At 38.2% G+C, this 14,307-nt stretch carries 15 protein-coding genes and 1 pseudogene; 9 read left to right on the top strand and 7 right to left on the bottom strand.

From position 1 onward, the window contains the following. Position 1: 1 nt before the first annotated feature. Positions 2-403: a DUF3021 domain-containing protein gene (locus tag HXV90_RS08785; protein ID WP_048389711.1), complete on the bottom strand. Its 402-nt coding sequence runs from the start codon at positions 401-403 to the stop codon at positions 2-4. Between the two features lies 1 nt (position 404). Beyond that, the gene (locus tag HXV90_RS08780; protein WP_048389715.1) at positions 405-854 is read right to left on the bottom strand and encodes a LytTR family DNA-binding domain-containing protein; all 450 of its coding nucleotides are present in this window, start codon (positions 852-854) and stop codon (positions 405-407) included. Positions 855-1,059: 205 nt separating this feature from the next. Here HXV90_RS08780 and HXV90_RS08775 point away from each other — a divergent pair, with 205 nt between their 5' ends. From HXV90_RS08775 to HXV90_RS08755, 5 genes are all read left to right on the top strand, one after another. After that, on the top strand, positions 1,060-2,088 hold the full coding sequence (locus HXV90_RS08775) for an AbrB family transcriptional regulator (RefSeq protein WP_048389717.1): 1,029 nt from the start codon (positions 1,060-1,062) through the stop codon (positions 2,086-2,088). A 155-nt stretch (positions 2,089-2,243) separates the two neighbouring features. Next, positions 2,244-2,384 carry an RAxF-45 family protein gene (locus tag HXV90_RS08770; protein ID WP_004232534.1) on the top strand — a complete coding sequence of 47 codons (141 nt, stop codon included), beginning with the start codon at positions 2,244-2,246 and terminating at the stop codon, positions 2,382-2,384. Between the two features lie 104 nt (positions 2,385-2,488). Next, on the top strand, positions 2,489-4,288 hold the full coding sequence (abc-f, locus tag HXV90_RS08765; protein WP_269898821.1) for a ribosomal protection-like ABC-F family protein: 1,800 nt from the start codon (positions 2,489-2,491) through the stop codon (positions 4,286-4,288). Next, entirely contained in the window at positions 4,281-5,072 is a 792-nt protein-coding gene (locus HXV90_RS08760; protein WP_269898820.1) for a GNAT family N-acetyltransferase, read from the top strand. The genes abc-f and HXV90_RS08760 overlap by 8 nt, the downstream gene beginning before the upstream one ends. A 469-nt stretch (positions 5,073-5,541) precedes the next feature. Further along, a complete protein-coding gene (locus HXV90_RS08755) occupies positions 5,542-6,276 on the top strand; it encodes a hypothetical protein (RefSeq protein WP_048389726.1) in 735 nt (244 codons plus the stop codon). 126 nt (positions 6,277-6,402) lie between these two features. Here the strand turns inward: HXV90_RS08755 and HXV90_RS08750 are convergent, their stop codons facing one another. After that, the gene (locus HXV90_RS08750; protein ID WP_269898819.1) at positions 6,403-6,780 is read right to left on the bottom strand and encodes a hypothetical protein; all 378 of its coding nucleotides are present in this window, start codon (positions 6,778-6,780) and stop codon (positions 6,403-6,405) included. Between the two features lie 154 nt (positions 6,781-6,934). On the opposite strand from HXV90_RS08750, the gene HXV90_RS08745 reads away from it, so the two are divergent. Further along, the gene (locus tag HXV90_RS08745) at positions 6,935-7,465 is read left to right on the top strand and encodes an NfeD family membrane protein (protein WP_004232545.1); all 531 of its coding nucleotides are present in this window, start codon (positions 6,935-6,937) and stop codon (positions 7,463-7,465) included. Between the two features lie 15 nt (positions 7,466-7,480). Further along, on the top strand, positions 7,481-9,025 hold the full coding sequence (locus HXV90_RS08740; protein WP_004232547.1) for a flotillin lipid rafts scaffold protein FloT: 1,545 nt from the start codon (positions 7,481-7,483) through the stop codon (positions 9,023-9,025). Between the two features lie 36 nt (positions 9,026-9,061). Here HXV90_RS08740 and HXV90_RS08735 read toward each other — a convergent pair whose 3' ends face one another. Together HXV90_RS08735 and HXV90_RS08730 are read right to left on the bottom strand one after the other, a co-directional pair. Beyond that, positions 9,062-9,607 carry a GNAT family N-acetyltransferase gene (locus HXV90_RS08735; RefSeq protein WP_131519653.1) on the bottom strand — a complete coding sequence of 182 codons (546 nt, stop codon included), beginning with the start codon at positions 9,605-9,607 and terminating at the stop codon, positions 9,062-9,064. Between the two features lie 17 nt (positions 9,608-9,624). Beyond that, the gene (locus HXV90_RS08730) at positions 9,625-10,449 is read right to left on the bottom strand and encodes a methyl-accepting chemotaxis protein (RefSeq protein WP_048389774.1); all 825 of its coding nucleotides are present in this window, start codon (positions 10,447-10,449) and stop codon (positions 9,625-9,627) included. A 299-nt stretch (positions 10,450-10,748) separates the two neighbouring features. Between HXV90_RS08730 and HXV90_RS08725 the strand changes: the two genes are divergently transcribed. Both HXV90_RS08725 and HXV90_RS08720 read left to right on the top strand, forming a co-directional pair. Continuing rightward, complete coding sequence (locus HXV90_RS08725) at positions 10,749-11,948, top strand: MFS transporter (protein ID WP_131519654.1); 1,200 nt, start codon at positions 10,749-10,751, stop codon at positions 11,946-11,948. A 14-nt stretch (positions 11,949-11,962) separates the two neighbouring features. Then, positions 11,963-12,690, top strand: a pseudogene (locus HXV90_RS08720) (sulfite exporter TauE/SafE family protein). A gap of 52 nt (positions 12,691-12,742) precedes the next feature. On the opposite strand, the gene HXV90_RS08715 reads toward HXV90_RS08720, so the two are convergent. Together HXV90_RS08715 and HXV90_RS08710 are read right to left on the bottom strand one after the other, a co-directional pair. Continuing rightward, positions 12,743-13,525, bottom strand: coding sequence for an enoyl-ACP reductase FabI (locus HXV90_RS08715; RefSeq protein WP_004232559.1), 783 nt, complete (start codon positions 13,523-13,525; stop codon positions 12,743-12,745). 164 nt (positions 13,526-13,689) lie between these two features. Further along, positions 13,690-14,283, bottom strand: coding sequence for a hypothetical protein (locus HXV90_RS08710; protein ID WP_048389781.1), 594 nt, complete (start codon positions 14,281-14,283; stop codon positions 13,690-13,692). Positions 14,284-14,307: the final 24 nt, after the last annotated feature.

Genomic DNA, 14,307 nt, shown 5'->3' with positions numbered 1-14,307 from the left:
GTTAATCCCTTCTCTTTTGAATTTCTTTATTGATTTTTTCAATATCATTTAATTGAAGAACATATAGAATACACCAAACAATCAAGTAAATAATGGCTTCAGCAATAAGTACATACCATACACCTGAATCAAACCAACTACCAAAATAGCCTGCGGTTAGTACACATGCTGTCACCGCTACTAAATGGAGAAGAAGCTGAACTGTAAAAGGCAATTGCTCCATATCAAAAATGACGGATAGCAAACCAATGGCAATTCCAAGAATGGCCGCGATAACAATTTGCTCCAATAATTCTGTTCCTGAGGCCACCGCATTATTTGATAGGACGCTAAGTGTCACTAAGACATAAGAGGAGCTAAGGGAAATGAGTAGACCGATAATCATCATGCGTAAATACTTCATGCTATGAATCCCTCCCAATACCTAAGTGTCTCTTTAATTCTTTTAAATATTTTCGGCTGACATGAATGGCTACGTCATTTTCAAGTAATAGCTGTGTAGTGCCGATTTTGCCCATTTGAATAGAGGATATTTTATGGATATTGACGAGTGTAGACTTACTCACGCGTACAAAATCTTTGGCTAGCTGAGCCTCAAGCTCATATAATTTTCGCTTGGACTCAAACTCTTGCTCATCTGTCTGTAAAAATACTTTGGCATCCTCTGCGTAAATGGAATAAATATCGGAAATTTTTAAGAGATGAATTTCTTGTTGGTCATACCCATCTAGCATCGTAGTTTGGGATGCTTGAAGCTGTCTCATCAATCTTTCAATTTGCTCATTATATTCCTTGGCATGAATATGAACCTCAGTTTCCTCGAGCTCATGATTGATGGTTAAATGAATTTTCATAGGAGGCCTCCTTTAAAAACGCTGAATCAGGTATTACTAATGTAGCATAGAAAATTTTAGCAAGGATAAATTGTTCGATAAGAGGTTTTATTTGTTGGATAACAGGTTCTTTTTCAACGATAGCAAACAGCTCAAAAGTCGGTCCAGTAGAAAAAGCGATTTATAAAGGTCATAATAGGCTTATCGAGTTGAAGGGGTTGCTACCATGTTTATTTTTGATAAGCATATGTTCATCACATTATGCATTGGTTTAATAGGTGCTGTAGTTTTTCAATTTTTCCATATACCGATGCCTTGGCTGTTAGGAGCGATTACAGCGGTGCTCATCGTGCAGCTATCCACCAACGTCCAATTAAAATGGCATCATTCTTTCCGCAATTTTGGTTTAGTCGTAGCAGGTTATTCTATCGGCTATGCCTTTACACCAGAAGCTGTACAGGACATCAAGCTTTTTTTAGGGAGCATGGTCGTGTTAAATATCATATTTATTTTGTTGTTTTTTGCGGTAAGTTTCCTTGTTGCCAAGCGGACAGATTTAGATTTTGCGACTGCCTTAACGTGTTGTGTTCCTGGGGGCATGTCGCAGGTTGTGGCATTTGCGGAAGAGCAACAAGAGATGGATATGGTGGTCATCACATTCTTTCAAATCCTTCGCGTTCTTTTAATCGTTGGCTTTGTTCCTTTAATGGTGGCAGGGGCAGGTGGCAATAGTTCTATGATTGATGGAACATACACATGGAACCTTGTTGGTATACTTGTGGTATGTGGTGGCGCAGGGTGGCTAGCACAAAAGCTTAAAATTCCAACAGGCTATATGCTAGGCCCTGTGTTTTTACTAATGGGCGTTAATATGGCAGGGATAGAAGTGCCAAAATTACCATTATCGCTTCTGCATATTGCCCAACTCATGCTAGGAATTTATATTGGATTATTATTGAAAAAAGAGGATTTACATTTATCGAAGAAGCATATCTTTTATGCGTTTGTTTCGGCGGGCATTTTTATTGGGGCAGCCTATGGTTTAACATTTGTGATGGCAGCGTTGTACAGCCTTGATTTTAGGACAAGCTTTTTAAGTATTGTTCCTGGTGGTCTTGATCAAATGGGGATTATTGCCGCTTCGGTCCATGCAAATGTCACGATTGTCACGGCCTTTCAGCTTTTTCGTGTACTAGTTGTCTCGATTTTTCTGGTTCCTGTGGTAAAAGTATTTGTAAGAAAAGTGAAAACATGAGGGGGCTATGAATCAACCTCTCATGTTTTTCTTTGTGCGAATTTCGATCAAATAGAACTTTTGAATAATGATAAATGAACGTTAAATTTTCCCTTTCCAAATAATCCGAATAATGTTATGATAGCCATAACTACTATGAACGGAGGTGAGAAGGAATGAATAAAAACGCTACGAAAACATGTGTAAAAGTGGATACGGCTATGTATTTTGCACGTGTGATTACTTTCGATTTTGCGAACAACGGGATAGGTCTGTCCATTTTTAAGCAAAATCAAATAACAAACGTAGCGAATTAACCATTCTTTTTCACACATTTAATTGAGAAGAGGACTGCTTGTTAATGAGCAGTCTTTTTTGTGTTCTAAAGATGTTTTCGCACGTTTCATTGGAGGAAAAAACGATGCAAATGAAAGCTGAACAAATTCAAAAAATTATGGGTGGCAATATATTATTCGAGAACTTACAGCTAGAGGTAAATAGTGGTGAACATGTGGCGATTGTTGGTGTAAATGGCAGTGGAAAAACGACTTTATTACAACTGCTTGCAGGGGTAGAGATACCTGACAAGGGACGAATAATTAAAAGTAAAGAAGCGACGATTGGCTATTTACATCAGATTCCACATTATCCACTCCATGCTGTGAAAGAAGTGCTGGAGGAAGCATTTGCGGATATTTATGCAATAAAGGCAAAAATGACAGCACTTGAGCAAGAGATGCAGACGACGGTCACGGATAAAATATTACTACAATATGGCCAATTGCAGGAGCAATTTATGCTATTAGGGGGCTATGAAGTAGATGCACAGCTAGCAATGATTGCAAATGGACTAGGTATTTCAGATATGCTAGAGCAGCCATTTAGTAGTTTAAGTGGTGGGGAAAAAACAAAGGTTATGCTTGGACAAATTTTATTGAAAAAGCCCTCTATTTTGTTATTGGATGAACCAACGAACCATCTGGATATGCAAGCTATTGAGTGGCTTGAACATTATGTGCGAAACTTTGAGGGGATTGTCATTGTCGTATCCCATGATCGTCAATTCATGAATCAAGTAGCCCAGAAGATTATTGAAATTGAGGATGGGGAGGCTTTTACGTATAACGGCCATTATGATGCCTTTATAGCACAAAAAGAAGCAAAAATTGAGCAACAGTTTGCAAATTATGAAGAGCAGCAAAAGAAAATTAAAAAGATGCAAGAAACGATAAAACGATTAAAGCAGTGGGCGAATGAGGCGAATCCACCAAACGCCTCGATGCATCGACGTGCAAAAAGTATGGAAAAAGCATTAGCACGTATCGAGCGAGTAAAGAAGCCCCTCACTAAAAAGAAAATGAATTTAGCGTTAACGATGGCTGAACGCAGTGGTAAAGAGGTCGTGCTTTTGCAAGCCATTGATCATGGCTTTGATAAGCCTTTATTGAAGGAAAGCAATCTAGCTATTTATTTTGGCGAAAGATTAGCGATTGTTGGGAGCAATGGTAGTGGAAAATCAACATTATTAAAAATGATGTTAGGGGAAATCATTCCTAATCAGGGAGTGTGTCAGATTGGAAGTAATGTGAAATTTGGATACCTTTCCCAGCAATTTGAACATCCAAATCCTGCTATACGATTAATTGATGCCTTTCGTGAAAGTGTCGCCGTGTCAGAGGCGGAAGCTCGCCATATACTCGCACGATTTTTGTTCTATGGCTATGATGTCTTTAAAAAAGTGAAGGACTTAAGTGGTGGAGAAAAAATGCGTCTTCGTTTAGCACAATTAATGCATGAGGATATCAATGTCTTAATCTTAGATGAGCCAACGAATCATTTAGATATTGAAGCAAGAGAAGTATTGGAAGAGACACTGGAATCCTTTGAAGGCACGATTATTGGGGTGTCACATGACCGCTATTTCTTACAGAAAATTTTTACGAAAACGGCGTGGATTGAAAACCAGACGATTCAAGTCTTTGAGGGAGATTATGAGTGGGCTAGAGAAAAACGACAGGAACTTGCAATGAAAATGGTTGAAAAACAACCAGTAAATAAAACGCAGCCACCTAAAAAAGAATTACCGATTGAACAGCAAATTGAAAAATTAGAGACAAAACTACAACAACCATCGCTTGCTAAAGAACAACGGCAGAAGCTTGAACTTCAATTAGAAAATTTATATGAAAGATGGTTAGAGGGGGGCACAGAGCATGTTTAATTTAGAACGCATTATGCAGCTTGATATAGAGTATGTGAAGAGTTTCAGTGAAGTGGAGGTTTGTAAGGAGGGGGTCTTATTTTACAATCAGGCTATCCCAACCTATTACGATGCAAATCATGCACAGATTTGGAGAAAGATTGAACAACCTGACTTATTTTTACACGACATCAAAGATTTCTACCAATCAAAATCTCTGATCCCGCGTATTTATTTATATAATCTAGAACAAAATCAGCTATGTATAGAGGCATTAGAGACGCACGGCTTTCAATATGAGCATTTTGTTAATGAAGTTCAGTACTGGGACGGTGAATATGCGATACTTCCACCTAATCCTGCCATTCAAATTGAGCGTGTAACGGATGCAAATATGGAGGAAGCATTAGCAGTAGAAATGAGCATTTCTGCATTTGGGGAGCCTTCATTAATAAAAAAGGCATTTGAGCAAACCTATCATTCGTCACATTTTACGTATTATCTACTAAGACTAGATGGGGTGGCGTGCTGCTCAGCAAATATTTTTGTGTCAGAAAATCAAGGTAGGATTGAAAGTGTTGCAACAACTGAAAGCTATCGTGGTCGAGGTTTAATCGGCTATATGCTGCAGCATATCCAACAGCAATCAGTCAAGCTGGGATTGGACGATCTTTGGATATTACCAATTAGTGAACAGGTTGCCAAAGTCTATGAGAAGGCAAATTTTAAATCGGTGGGCTCCATTGCATCGATTCATGCGTTTACTGAAGGGAAGAGCATTCAAGATATCCGCCAACAGGCTTAAATAGCTACACATAAAGATCGCCAAATTCCTGTAGTGCTTACAAGGAACTTGGCGATTTTTAGAACTGTACTTACCAATTTTATTACAGGTTGCTTTGATGAAGGGATGCTTTAAAATATAATCAGCAAAAATCATTTCCTGCACCTGTAGAAGGATAGCTGCTCATTACGACATCGAATTCCTCAGGCCTCAGTTAACAGCATTGTTTTTATCTTGTCATCTATCGCTTTGATATAAATTTGCGAGATGCAACCATACACGGGTTAGTGGAGCAGGTGGAAAGGTGTTAAAGGATAAGTAGGAATAAATGAAAACTAGTAAAATCCTGAATAGTATCGACTATTCGGGATTTTTGTTTTATTGTTAAAAAGAAGGATTTTCAATTATTAAAAGTTTTTTACTTGAAAAAATGTCGTATTCGATTTATTGTCTTTAGAGATACTTGTTTAATGGACTTGGAGGATATGAAATGCACGGAATTTATATACGCTATAATGTCTCAGATGAAACCCAAGCAGCACAATGGCCCAAAAAAATGGATGCATTTGCGTATGTTCAACGAGAAAAACCACAACAAGACAATGATAACTTGCTGTCAAAAGAAGAGCTAAAAAACCATGCCATTCGCTATATTAAAAGCTTGAAAGACAATGCAAGTGTCCATTTAGTAGAGCAGCGCAACGGTGAAATTGAACATTTTGATCGACGCTACATGGAGTCATTAAAGTTAAAGGAAAGCATCGATTCCCAACTTATTAATCTAGAAGAAATACGCTTATTATTGCAATTAATGAATGTCTTGAATTTATCCCATGCTTTTGGAGAAAATGCTGGCAAGCTACTTCGTCAAATAACGCCATATGCCAAAGAGGTAGAACATCCAACATTCCAAACAACACGCGTTGAGCGCCATTTTTATTCGGAGCTAATTGAACAAATTGAAATGGTTTACGCACGAATTATGCGTCAGCACAACCCATCGACAACGGAAATGCAACAATCAGAAAAGCTCTGGACAACTGTCTGTGAGCAAGCAATAGAAAAAGTAGAAGCACGAATCGAACGTTTATCATCTATTAAGTTAAAGCATGAGAAAAATTTGCTAGAGTTTAGTCACTTAAAACAGCAAAATATCGAAGCGAAGGAACGCTTAGATCTAGCTGTCCATGAACTGGATGCCATTTTAAATGTATTAGAATCATAAGAAAAGCATGTCTCTGTCAAAATCAGAGACATGCTTTTTATGTTGTCGTCGGATAGAGGGACAAAAGTGACGGTAAGCAGTGCGAAAGTGGTGGAAAGCTTTGTAAGATAGACGGATAGCTGTGCTTTACTTCGCTTTCTCCTCTGTTTGATCCCGCTTAGTTTGGCGTGAAAGGCGGATTAAATCCAATCCAAGAAGCACAACAATGATATAGAATAGAGGACTTGTGAACGATAGGCCAATTTGTGATTGACCGCCAAGTAATGTTAAAACAATCCATAATCCAACTGTATACAATGTTAATCCGATATAAGCCTTTTTTGATAATCTTTTATATCTACCCTTGTCGAAGGCTAGCTGAATGATGACAAGCCCAACTAATATAAGCAATATTATTTTTTTAGTCAGCATCGCAGCAATAGCTGTATCAGGGAAGAAATCATTAACGAATAATAACGTGAAAAATATTAAAATTACAAAATTTAAGATTGTTGAAAGCTTCATGCCATATCTCCTTAGTTGTCAGAATACTTTTCTATTGTAACATGGTTCTAATGAAAGCAAAAAATAATACTTTAAAGAAGAGTTTGAAAAATTTTGAAACTTTTCCTGAGGTACATCCGTATAGTAGGTAATATGATGAAAAGGGGTGAGCAACTTGACGCTATTTGGCTATTCACTCGAGCAGATCTTTTTGGTGGTTTTGATTTTCGCTGGCCTTGCCACAGTATTGGTTATGTTTTTTGGTGATGCAGTCGAAGGTATTGGGGAAGGACTACCCATTTTTAATCCGAGTGTCATTCTATCTTTCATTACGTTGATGTCAGCAGCAGGTTTTATTTTAGAAAAACTAGCCTGGTTCTCTAGCGTTTGGAACATCATTGCTGCATGTATCATCGGTGCTATTTTAAGTTCCATCTTTTATTTATTTGTTCTCGTTCCGCTACGTTCCGCTGATGTTTCTTTAGCTTACACAGAGGAATCGCTAGGCGGGCAATTAGGAAGAGTTATTGTGCCAATTCCAGTAGATGGTTTTGGCGAGGTTGTTATCGAAACGACAAGTGGCATGATTTCAAAACGGGCAACGGGCTATGATAATGAAGCCATTGACTATGATGAAACCGTACTTGTTGTGGATGTGAAGGACGGAACACTTTTTGTTAGAACGTACGAGAAAAAATTTGTTTAAAGGAGAGATATGTCTATGTCAACCGATATCTTAATTGTTTTAGGAATTGTAGCATTTGTATTAATTGCCCTAGTCGGCTTATATGTGACAAAGTATCGTACGGCGGGTCCAGATGAAGCACTGATTGTGACAGGTAGCTATCTCGGCTCTAAAAATGTACATAAGGATGAGTCGGGGAATCGCATTAAAATCATTCGTGGGGGCGGTACATTTGTATTCCCTATTTTCCAACAAGCACAGCCGTTAAGCTTACTTTCTAGTAAACTAGAAGTGACAACGCCTGAGGTGTATACAGAGCAAGGTGTTCCTGTTATGGCAGATGGTACAGCCATTATTAAAATTGGCGGTTCCATTTCAGAAATTGCGACAGCAGCAGAGCAGTTTTTAGGCAAGCAAAAAGCAGAGCGCGAAGGGGAAGCACGTGAAGTATTAGAAGGTCATTTACGTTCCATTTTAGGATCTATGACGGTTGAAGAAATCTACAAAAACCGCGATAAATTCTCACAGGAAGTTCAACGTGTTGCTTCACAAGATTTAGCAAAGATGGGTCTTGTCATTGTATCCTTCACGATCAAGGATGTACGAGATAAAAATGGCTATTTAGACTCACTAGGGAAACCGAGAATCGCACAGGTAAAGCGAGATGCTGATATTGCGACAGCAGATGCAGAAAAAGAAACACGTATTAAACGTGCAGAAGCGTCTAAGGAAGCACAAAAGGCAGAACTAGAGCGTGCGACGGAAATTGCAGAAGCAGAAAAAGAAAATCAATTAAAAGTAGCTGAGTTCCGACGTGAGCAGGATATTGCCAAAGCGCGTGCTGACCAAGCGTATGAGCTTGAAACTGCTCGTGCTAAGCAGGAAGTAACGGAGCAAGAAATGCAAATTCGCATTATCGAGCGTCAAAAGCAAATTGAATTAGAAGAAAAAGAGATTTTACGTAGAGAAAAGCAATATGACTCTGAGGTTAAAAAGAAAGCAGATGCAGATCGCTATGCAGTGGAGCAAAATGCCGCAGCCGAAAAAATGCGTGAGCTTGCACAGGCTGATGCGGAAAAATATCGTATTGAATCATTAGCAAAAGCAGAGGCAGAGAAAATTCGTTTGGATGGTCTTGCCAAAGCTGATGCAGAGCGAGCACAAGGGGAGACGGAGGCTGATATCATTCGTCTACGTGGTCTGGCTGAAGCTGAAGCTAAACGTAAGATTGCCGAAGCCTTTGAATACTATGGTCAAGCAGCTGTACTGGATATGGTTGTACGCATGATGCCAGAGTATGCAAAAGAGCTTGCAAGTCCACTTGGCAATATCGATAAGATTACAGTGGTCGATACTGGTGGTGGAGAGGGAAGTGGTGCGAATAAGGTGACATCTTACGCAACCAATTTAATGTCTACACTTCAAGAAACATTAAAAGAAACTTCTGGTCTCGATGTAAAAGAGCTGATCGAGAGCTATGCTGGGAAGCACACATTGCGTCCAGAATTAGAGCAGATTGCTTTAGGACTTGAAAAAAAGCAAGCACCTGAAGAAACGAAAGAAGCGGTAGAACAATCCTAACAAAAAACGACCTGATGATCTCATCAGGTCGTTTTTTTATAGTTGTTGCTGCCATTCACTTACAAGCATGCCATAAATAACGTGATTTACATAATGATCGTAGAGCCATTCTGCAGCTCGAATGGTTCCTTCTTGCATGAATCCAATACGTTCTGGGATTGCGCGACTTTTGTGATTCGCTTCAGCAACACGAATTTCAACTTTATGAAGCTTCAATGTTTCAAAGGCATATTGCAGTAAAGCTTTTACCGTTTTCGTCATGATGCCATGTCCTTGTGCTCCTTCGCTCAACCAATAGCCAATAGTGCCGATTTTATTGCTCGGGTTAATTGCGTTAAAGCCTGCAATGCCAACAATTTCATTTTTAAAGAGAATGACTAGGGAGAGGCTACTGTTCGCTTCATGTCCCTTAATACAGCCCTCAATATAGGCTTTTGTATCCGCCAGTTCTTTTGTAAAATCTAGCCATGGTAGCCATTCTTTCAGATATTCCCTCGAGGCATCCGTTAATGCAAAAACCTTCTCTGCATCTTCAGGTGCGATCATCCGTAAAGCTAAATCTTGGTTAATGGTAATTTGCATTATTGTTCACCTCATTATTATTTTAACGCATTGTGCATAAAGCCTTTCATTTCTCGGCTAAGTAAAGTTAATTCTTCTATAATTTCGCTGAAATCCTGTACGAGCTGTGCTTGCTCATTTGTTGCATCATTGATTTGTCCCATATTTTGCTTTAGATTATCTAGATTTCTATTGATATTCCGTAATGATGATTCTATATTTTCGGTAGCACTAGACGTCTCAAAGGACAGCTTTCGAACTTCCTGTGCCACAATATTAAAGCCAGCGCCGTGCTGTCCAGCACGTGCAGCCTCGATGGATGCGTTTAAACCTAGTAAATTAGTTTGGCGAGATATACTTTTAATTAAATCTGTCACGGCATTTGTTTTTTCAGAGTCCTCTAGGGCATGCTGTGCCTGCTTATTAATTTCCTCACTAGTGGCCGCTAATTCCTCAGAATGGGAAGCGATTGTATGTACTTTATCCTGTAGACTGTTGACGATCTTATCCATCGTAGCCATATAATCTTCAAGTTTGAGCTCATTATCTATTGGTAAGCCAAAAGCTAATGCACCTACTACTTGACCATTTTCACGAATGGGGAATGAAAAAGCATTGATTGCTACACCGTAAACATCCTCTGGTATCACCACATCTGCATTTTGTCCATTAAAGGCGATGAAAACATTTTGGTCATTGGCGTTAACTTTTTGTCCATCATGGTAGCCGGAATCCACACGTTTACCTGCTAAGTATTTAACGACTGTTTCATTTTCCTTTTCAACAACAGCTACAATGGCTTCTTGTTTTAATGCTAGATGAATATAAGGTGTTGCGAGGGCTAAAGCTTCAATAATTTTCATAAAAATTCCTCCAAGTCTCGTCAATGAAAATGGTTGTGTCATCTGTCTTCATTGTGACAATGGTTCTAGATGATTACTTTTACTGTAGCACAATATTTGCCAAGTCAAAATAGCTATTTATATTTTTTATTAAAAGAAGAACATACAAATCCGAAGTGCTTTTATTTGTCAATTATTATTTTTTTGCAGCGGTGAAAATGAAGGCCTTTTTGTCTATTTTTTGACAAGGAGACGTGTGTTTTGCGAAATATTGTATTAGAATAATAGTAGCATGTGGAAGAAGTTAAGGAGAGAGTTTCATGGACTATATACAAAAGGGTACGAGGGCGTTTCATAAAGCGAATTGGGCCTTATTTTTAGCAGGCTTTATTACGTTTGCTAACCTATATGTAACGCAGCCATTACTACCAACATTTTCAGAAGCATTTCACGTCTCACCAGCTGTAGCAAGTTTATCTCTTTCAGTAACTACCTTTGCATTAGCGGTGAGTTTAATAATTGTCAGTTCGTTATCAGAAGCATGGGGAAGAAAATCATTGATGACGATTTCTATTTTTGCAGCTTCTGTCCTGACACTAGCTCTTGCATTTTCACCTAACTTTGAAACAATTTTAGTTTTACGTGTTGTACAAGGCATCGTTTTTGCAGGTTTACCAGCAATCGCTATGGCTTATTTGGGAGAAGAGATGGAACCAGCAAGCTTAGGGGTTGCCATGGGCTTATATATTAGCGGTAATTCAGTAGGGGGACTTAGTGGACGAGTTATTATTGGTACCTTAACGGACCATTATAACTGGCATACAGGCATGATGGTACTAGGAGGAATCAGCCTGCTAGTTAGTTTATTGTTTGTCTGGATGTTACCAAGCTCCAAACATTTCAGCGCGCGACCTTTACAATTAATAGCATTGACCAAAACCCTACTGCAACATTTAAGAGATCCTTCTATGCTGTGTCTTTATGGGATGGGGTTTCTTTTAATGGGAAGCTTTGTCACACTTTATAATTATATTGGCTTTAAACTAATGGCACCTCCCTATAATTTAAGTGCCACAATTGTAGGTTGGATATTTGTCATTTATTTAGTTGGGACATTTAGCTCGGCATGGTTTGGCAGTTTAGCCGATCGTTATGGTCGCCAACGAATGCTCTTACTGGCCATTGCCATTATGCTAGCTGGAGCTATAGTAACGCTCAATGGGCTACTTACTTTAAAGATTATAGGGATAACCGTTTTTACCTTTGGCTTTTTTGCAGCTCATTCAATCGCAAGTGGCTGGGTGAGCAAACGAGCATCCCACGATAAAGCACAAGCATCTTCTCTCTATTTATTTTTCTATTATTTTGGTTCAAGTGTTGGAGGAACAGTAGGAGGCGTTTTTTGGATGAAATATGGGTGGATGGGTGTTATAGTGATGATCGCTCTGTTTTTATTCATTGCTTGTGTCCTATCATTTTTATTAAAAAAATTCATTGTTAGACAACGTATCACAACATGATGTGAGGTGTCATTTTGCAGGAATTACTTTTCTATTTTTTCATTATCCTAGCAGCTTCTATTTTACAAACCAGTACAGGTTTTGGTTTTTCCGTTATGGCTACGCCTTTTTTACTGTTGCTTTTTACACCACAAGAGGCGATGCAAATAAATATAATACTGTCCCTTGTTATTTCATTTTCACTCATATGGAAGGTGAGACATGATATTGATGTAGCGTTGCTTAAAAAGGTGATGATCGGTAGTGTTGCAGGTGCTCCTTTGGTAGTATACTATTTGCCTTAGTCGATGTGACGACATTTAAGCTGCTCATCGCTATCCTTCTTATAGGGCTTACGATTCTATTGATTAAAAATTTCTCTATTCAACAAACAAGGAGTAGAGATTATGGCGTTGGTTTTATATCAGGTATGTTCACAACAAGTATTGGGATGGCTGGACCACCACTGTTGCTCTATTTTGCGAGCACACATAGAAATAAAGAAACCATTAGAGCTGTTTCACTAGCCTACTATATATTTATCTATCTAATTAGCTTACTTTCTCAAGTCATTTTTGAGGGTACAAGTAAAATGGTTTGGATATATAGTATGTATGCTTTGCCAATTGTTTTCTTAGGACTTATTTTTGGACAAATGCTATTTACGCGATTAAATCAAAAATTGTTTAAAATCTTAATTTATTTTCTATTAGTAGCAGCAGGCTTAATTTTGTTGATCCAAAGTTTATGGACAATGCTATAAACAACAAAAAGAAGTATGGAAGGATAATACATCCTCCCATACTTCTTTATTGTTAACCCATAATATTGTAGCCAGCGTCGATGTAGATCGTCTCACCAGTCACACCACGTGATAGGTGAGATAGCATAACAATCGTCATATCTGCTACTTCGTCTTGTTGAACATTACGTTTTAAAGGAGCTGTTTCTTCAATTTTGTGTAAAATTGTGTTAAAAGAAGGAACACCTTTTGCAGCGAGTGTACGAATAGCACCAGCTGAGATAGCATTGACGCGAATATTATCTTGGCCAATATCAGCAGCAAGATAGCGCATAGAAGCCTCTAATGCAGCTTTTGCAACGCCCATCACATTGTAGCCATCAAGTACTCGTTCTGCACCTAAGTAACTCATTGTCACGATAGAGCCGCCCTCTGTCATGTATGGATGAGCTGCTTTTGCAGTGGAAATAAGTGAATAGGCACTTGTATCTTGTGCGAATGCATAGCCTTCTCGAGTTGTTTCAAGGAAGCGGTTGTGTAAATCTTCTGCATGCGCAAAAGCCACTGAATGTACAATCCCATGAATAACACCAACCTTTGAGCCGATTTCTTCAAAAGCTGCTTTTGTGCTGTCGTCACTATTCACATCACATTGAACAACAAGAGAATCGGATTGTCCGATATTTTCTAATTGTTTTTGTAATTTTTTTAATGAACGTTCTTGACGATACGTGAAGATGACATTTGCACCAACGTCAAATAAACGTTTAGCAATGCCCCAAGCAATACTGCGATCATTTGCTACGCCCATGACAACAATGTTCTTATCTTTTAATTGTAATAAATTATCCATCATTATGAAGAACTCCTTTGTGAGATAATATCTGTTATTAGTACCAACTACTAAAATCTTATCATACATAAAATATCGTTGCAATAACAAGATGAAAAGAGAAGTAGTTTAGAGAGCAAAAAAAATTCATCTCTTTACAGTAGAGACGAATTAAAAAGTGTGCTATTTTATTTTGTTACATAATGATCATACATATCTACTGCTCGATTAACAGCACTACTGACAGTGATTCTAAAGCAATTTTGTGACCGAATGACCTGTGCTAATATTTTGATTGCTCTTGTTTGATTTTTATGGAATAAAGCATTGTCTGTTTGAAAATCATCGTCTAAAAAGGCAAGATAATAAGGTATTCGATTTTGTGGTTTTAACAAATCAGATTCTGCACTTTTTTCAAGTGTATCGTACACCCATAAATCGATGGCATTTCCTAAGTGGAAGGCCGCAAAATACTGAAAATCATCATTCTCACATTCTTTTACTTTTTGAATTATTTGAATTTTTTGGAGCTCATCTAATAAGAATGTATTGATGGAATAATAGATGGCTTTAGAAGGATTTAGAATGAGCTCATCGGTCTGCTGCGATTTTAAGAAAACCCAGTTATTTAACACGTTTGCCCATGCGTCCACAGTATTCAAACATTTCGCACAAACATCTGGAAATATTGATTGCCACTTTGCAGCAAGATTTTTAAATCTATTCATATGGTCTTGATCAATATAAAATAAACTATGCTCAACTTGTAACTGCTCAAACATTCACATTCCTCCAATAGATTGGTA

Origin of the sequence: Lysinibacillus sp. JK80 (genome assembly GCF_027557635.1) — a bacterium.
Classification (GTDB): Bacteria; Bacillota; Bacilli; order Bacillales_A; family Planococcaceae; genus Lysinibacillus; species Lysinibacillus capsici.
This window is presented reverse-complemented; position numbering and strand designations above follow the sequence as displayed.

Excerpts from the sequence above, each read along its gene's own strand:
- HXV90_RS08785 (WP_048389711.1), bottom strand. The coding sequence starts at position 403 with ATGAAGTATTTACGCATGATGATTATCGGTCTACTCATTTCCCTTAGC.
- HXV90_RS08780 (WP_048389715.1), bottom strand. The coding sequence starts at position 854 with ATGAAAATTCATTTAACCATCAATCATGAGCTCGAGGAAACTGAGGTT.
- HXV90_RS08775 (WP_048389717.1), top strand. The coding sequence starts at position 1,060 with ATGTTTATTTTTGATAAGCATATGTTCATCACATTATGCATTGGTTTA.
- HXV90_RS08770 (WP_004232534.1), top strand. The coding sequence starts at position 2,244 with ATGAATAAAAACGCTACGAAAACATGTGTAAAAGTGGATACGGCTATG.
- abc-f (WP_269898821.1), top strand. The coding sequence starts at position 2,489 with ATGCAAATGAAAGCTGAACAAATTCAAAAAATTATGGGTGGCAATATA.
- HXV90_RS08760 (WP_269898820.1), top strand. The coding sequence starts at position 4,281 with ATGTTTAATTTAGAACGCATTATGCAGCTTGATATAGAGTATGTGAAG.
- HXV90_RS08755 (WP_048389726.1), top strand. The coding sequence starts at position 5,542 with ATGCACGGAATTTATATACGCTATAATGTCTCAGATGAAACCCAAGCA.
- HXV90_RS08750 (WP_269898819.1), bottom strand. The coding sequence starts at position 6,780 with ATGAAGCTTTCAACAATCTTAAATTTTGTAATTTTAATATTTTTCACG.
- HXV90_RS08740 (WP_004232547.1), top strand. The coding sequence starts at position 7,481 with ATGTCAACCGATATCTTAATTGTTTTAGGAATTGTAGCATTTGTATTA.
- HXV90_RS08735 (WP_131519653.1), bottom strand. The coding sequence starts at position 9,607 with ATGCAAATTACCATTAACCAAGATTTAGCTTTACGGATGATCGCACCT.
- HXV90_RS08730 (WP_048389774.1), bottom strand. The coding sequence starts at position 10,449 with ATGAAAATTATTGAAGCTTTAGCCCTCGCAACACCTTATATTCATCTA.
- HXV90_RS08725 (WP_131519654.1), top strand. The coding sequence starts at position 10,749 with ATGGACTATATACAAAAGGGTACGAGGGCGTTTCATAAAGCGAATTGG.
- HXV90_RS08715 (WP_004232559.1), bottom strand. The coding sequence starts at position 13,525 with ATGATGGATAATTTATTACAATTAAAAGATAAGAACATTGTTGTCATG.
- HXV90_RS08710 (WP_048389781.1), bottom strand. The coding sequence starts at position 14,283 with ATGTTTGAGCAGTTACAAGTTGAGCATAGTTTATTTTATATTGATCAA.